The sequence below is a fragment of the Flectobacillus sp. genome, from assembly GCF_049240685.1.
In the GTDB taxonomy this organism is placed as follows: domain Bacteria; phylum Bacteroidota; class Bacteroidia; order Cytophagales; family Spirosomataceae; genus Flectobacillus.
Genome location: NZ_JBMLSD010000417.1, coordinates 1 through 4,196, shown reverse-complemented (window position 1 = coordinate 4,196; position 4,196 = coordinate 1). Strand labels below are relative to the sequence as shown.

Below are 4,196 nucleotides of genomic sequence, written 5' to 3'. Positions count from 1 at the left end.
AAATTCAATTTTATTTTGCGTACTAACTTGTGTTTGATGCTCTGAGGTAGGAACCTATTCGGAAGTTATTGAAATTCATTGAAGAAAAAAAAAGTATTATGGGGTTTTGAAGCTTATAAGGGTCTTCTCTAAAATTACGAAACGATTTTGACTTCAAAATATGTTAGCTATAAAAATCCCTCTCCAACATTCAGATATATGGCTTTATTACGCTATAAAAACGATAAATACCTCAAACAGGAAGAAAGCCGCCAAGAGCTAGGTTTTGGCAAGCAAGTAGGCGAAGCCCAACGATTGGTCAATCGAGACGGAAGTTTTAATGTCAAAAGGGTTGGCTCTTCTATTCTCGACCGTATCAATATTTATCATGAGTTGATTACTTGCACATGGCCTCAATTTTTTATGATAGTGGTTGTGTATTTTATGGTGGTCAATTTGCTATTTGCAGGATTGTACAATGTCATCGGCATGGAGCACCTTCAAGGCGCTGACATGAGTACGCCTACTATGCGGTTTATGGATGCTTTTTTCTTTTCGGCACAAACTCTAACTACGGTAGGTTATGGGCGTATTGCTCCTACTGGTTTGATTATGAGTACAGTGGCATCGCTCGAATCTTTGTTGGGATTGATGGGCTTTGCAATAGCTACTGGCTTATTGTATGGACGCTTTTCTCGGCCTATTGCGCATATTTTATACTCTGATATCGCTGTGATAGCACCCTATTTGGATATGACAGGTTTGATGTTTCGTATTGTCAATGCTCGTGACAACCAAATAATCGATTTGTCTGTAGAAGTTAATTTATCCATGTTACAAAAAGATGAGCATGGCAGAAAAACACGCTCTTACAACCGCCTACATTTGGAAAGAAGTCAAGTGAATTTCTTCCCAGGCAGTTGGACCATCGTTCACCCTATCACCGATGAAAGTCCGTTGTTTGGTATGAGTCAAGAGGAGCTTCTAGAAAAACATGCAGAGTTTTTGATTTTGATAAAAGGTACCGAAGATACTTTTAATCAGACTGTTCATTCTCGTAGCTCATATCATGCCGAGGAGGTGGTGTTTGGACAAAAATTTGTTTCAATGTTTGGTGAGATAGATAGTAACGGTCACGTAGTCTTGGACTTGAGTAAATTATCAGAGACAAACCCAGTGCCATTGGCTAGCGAATTGTTTCCTGAGGAGTAGATATTGGTAAGTATTAATTGCATTAATACGCTCTAGGCAATAAGCAATAGGCTTTAGGCAAGCACATTCTTTAGCTTACAGCTTAATGCCTATTGCTTGAAAACTTAAATTTTATTTTGCGTGCTAACTTAACTAATAACTTCTTTTCACTTATCTCTTTAGAATTTTGTAAATTTACATCTTGTGTAAATGAGAAAATTTAGATTGAAGAATTAGATGCAAAAACCTCCATTTTTGAAAAAAGGCGATACCGTAGGAGTATTGGCACTGGCGTGGAAAGTCGCTTTTGAAGATTTAGAAGCAGCAATTGCTTTTATGGAAACCGAATGGGAGCTCAAAGTTGTATTGGGGGAGTCATTGAAAACAAGCTATAATCAATATGCAGCAACCGATGAAGTTCGTGCGAGAGATTTTCAACAAATGTTGGATAATCCATCTATCAAAGCGATTTTTTCGGCAAGAGGAGGTTATGGAAGTGCTCGAATTTTGGACCAAATCAATTTTGATGCTTTTTTAGAAAACCCAAAATGGTTGATTGGTTTTTCAGATATTACGGCGGTACTTTGCCATGCGTTTTGTTTAGGTGTCGAAAGTATCCATGGGGTAATGCCTAAATTATTTTTGCAAGAAGGCGGCGCACAAAGCTTAGAGTCGCTCAAAGATTTGCTATTTGGCAAACCTATATCCTATCAAGTACCAAGTCATCCAATGAACCGTAAAGGAAAAGCGCAAGGGCAACTCGTAGGTGGTAATTTGGCATTGATGGTGCATTTGATTGGTTCGAGATCTGAAGTAAATTTAAGTGGTAAAATCCTTTTTCTGGAAGATGTAGGCGAATATCATTATGCGCTCGACCGCATGATGATTCAGCTCAAGCGAACAGGTCAATTAGCCGAGTTAGCAGGTTTGATTGTGGGGCATTTTTCCAACCTATCTGATGATCCGTCTATTTATGGCAAAACAGCTTATGAAATTGTAGAGGAGGCCGTTGCGGAATATGAATACCCTCGCTCCTACGGCTTTCCCGTCGGGCACGAACCCGAAAACTGGGCCATGCCTGTAGGCCGAGCAATGGAATTAACTGTACTCGAAAATCTCTGTATGCTGGAAGAAAGAATAATTGAGTAATTGAATGAGTGATTTTTTTATTAAATTTTATCTATAAAAAGATAGAGTTTCCTCTGTGTTGTGGTCTTTTAGAAATAATCACTCTATCACAACCCTCTAACTAACTAAATGAACAAGTAAGTAAGTGGGTAAAATGTGTTTTAGGCACAAGGCAACAGGTTCTAGGCAAAGAGTGTTAATAGGTTTTTAGTAATTATAGATATGTTTTGCCGAAAGCCCATTGCTGAAAGTCGAAAGCCCCAAAGTTGCTTTTTGAGGGCAACCTATTTTAGGCAAGGACAATTCATCACTCAGAACTCAACATTCGTATATACATCTATCACTTTACCTAACATTTTAATCATGCTTGCTAAAACTTATGGAAGCGCCGTTCATGGCGTAGATGCGACAATTATTACCGTTGAGGTAAGTGAAGGTCAAGGACAAGGTTTTTTTATTGTGGGCTTACCTGATGGTGCCGTAAAGGAATCTGCTCACCGTGTAGAATCGGCAATTAAACAAACTGGCTATTTTTTCCCACGTACTAAGGTGGTCGTAAATTTGGCTCCTGCTGATATTCGAAAAGAAGGCTCAGCATACGATTTGCCTATTGCTTTGGGGGTGATACACGCCTCCGAACAAGCCCATTTACCTGTTTTGGAAGACTACGTCATTATGGGTGAGTTGGCATTAGATGGTGCTTTACGACCTATCAAGGGTGTTTTGCCCATTGCTATCGAAGCTCGTAAACGTGGCTACAAAGGCTTTATTTTACCTGTTGAAAATGCATCAGAAGCTTCTATTGTCAATAACTTAGATATTATAGGGGTCAAAAATATTGGTGAAGCTATCGGTTTTTTGAAAGGAAGTCTTGAAATAGAACCAACTGTAACAGATACGAGAGATATATTTTTTCATTCTCAAAATGATTACGATGTCGATTTCTCGCACGTACAAGGGCAAGAAAATATCAAACGTGCGCTCGAAATAGCGGCAGCAGGCGGTCATAATGCCATTATGATTGGCCCTCCTGGGGCTGGGAAAACCATGCTTGCTAAACGTTTGCCAACGATTTTGCCTCCATTGACTTTACAAGAAGCCCTCGAAACGACCAAGATTCATTCGGTGGCGGGCAAGCTAGGTACGAAAGCTACCCTGATTTCTACCCGACCGTATCGTTCGCCTCATCATACCATTTCGGATGCCGCCTTGGTAGGTGGAGGTTCAAATCCACAGCCTGGCGAAATATCACTAGCGCATAATGGGGTATTGTTTTTGGACGAATTACCCGAATTCAAAAAGTCTGCATTAGAAGTAATGCGTCAACCTTTGGAGGAAAGAAAAGTAAGCATTTCGAGAGCAAGATGGGCGGTGGAGTTTCCATCCAATTTTATGCTCATTGCTAGCATGAACCCTTGTCCTTGCGGTTATTACAATCATCCCGAAAAAGAATGTAGTTGTCCTCCGGGAACAGTCCAGAAATATTTGAATAAAATCTCTGGCCCACTGCTCGACCGTATCGATTTGCACGTGGAGGTAACGCCTGTCAATTTTGACCAACTATCTTCTACCCGTAAAACAGAAACGAGTGAGGAGATTAGAGAACGAGTAATCAAGGCGAGATTAATTCAAACGGAGCGTTTTAAAGATTATCCTGCTATACATTCCAACGCAATGATGCCTTCGCAAATGGTTAAAGAGGTATGCGTACTTGAACCCGTGGGAGTTTTGTTGCTCAAACGTGCCATGGAAAAGCTTCAACTTTCAGCGCGCGCCTACGACCGTATTTTGCGTGTAGCACGCACGATTGCCGATTTGGCTGGTACCGAAAATATCCAAACCGAACACATCGCCGAAGCTATCCAATACCGAAGCCTAGATAGAGAAAATTGGGCGGG

General features: G+C 40.6%; 3 protein-coding genes. All 3 read left to right on the top strand.

Annotated elements, in window-relative coordinates:
* Positions 1–198 precede the first annotated feature (198 nt).
* A complete protein-coding gene (locus ACOVQ4_RS19040; RefSeq protein ID WP_421822192.1) occupies positions 199–1,191 on the top strand; it encodes an ion channel in 993 nt (330 codons plus the stop codon).
* A 216-nt stretch (positions 1,192–1,407) separates the two neighbouring features.
* Entirely contained in the window at positions 1,408–2,319 is a 912-nt protein-coding gene (locus ACOVQ4_RS19035) for a S66 peptidase family protein (RefSeq protein ID WP_421822191.1), read from the top strand.
* Positions 2,320–2,661: 342 nt separating this feature from the next.
* Positions 2,662–4,196, top strand: a 1,535-nt coding sequence (locus ACOVQ4_RS19030; RefSeq protein WP_095161036.1) for a YifB family Mg chelatase-like AAA ATPase, incomplete at its 3' end; no start/stop codon positions are given.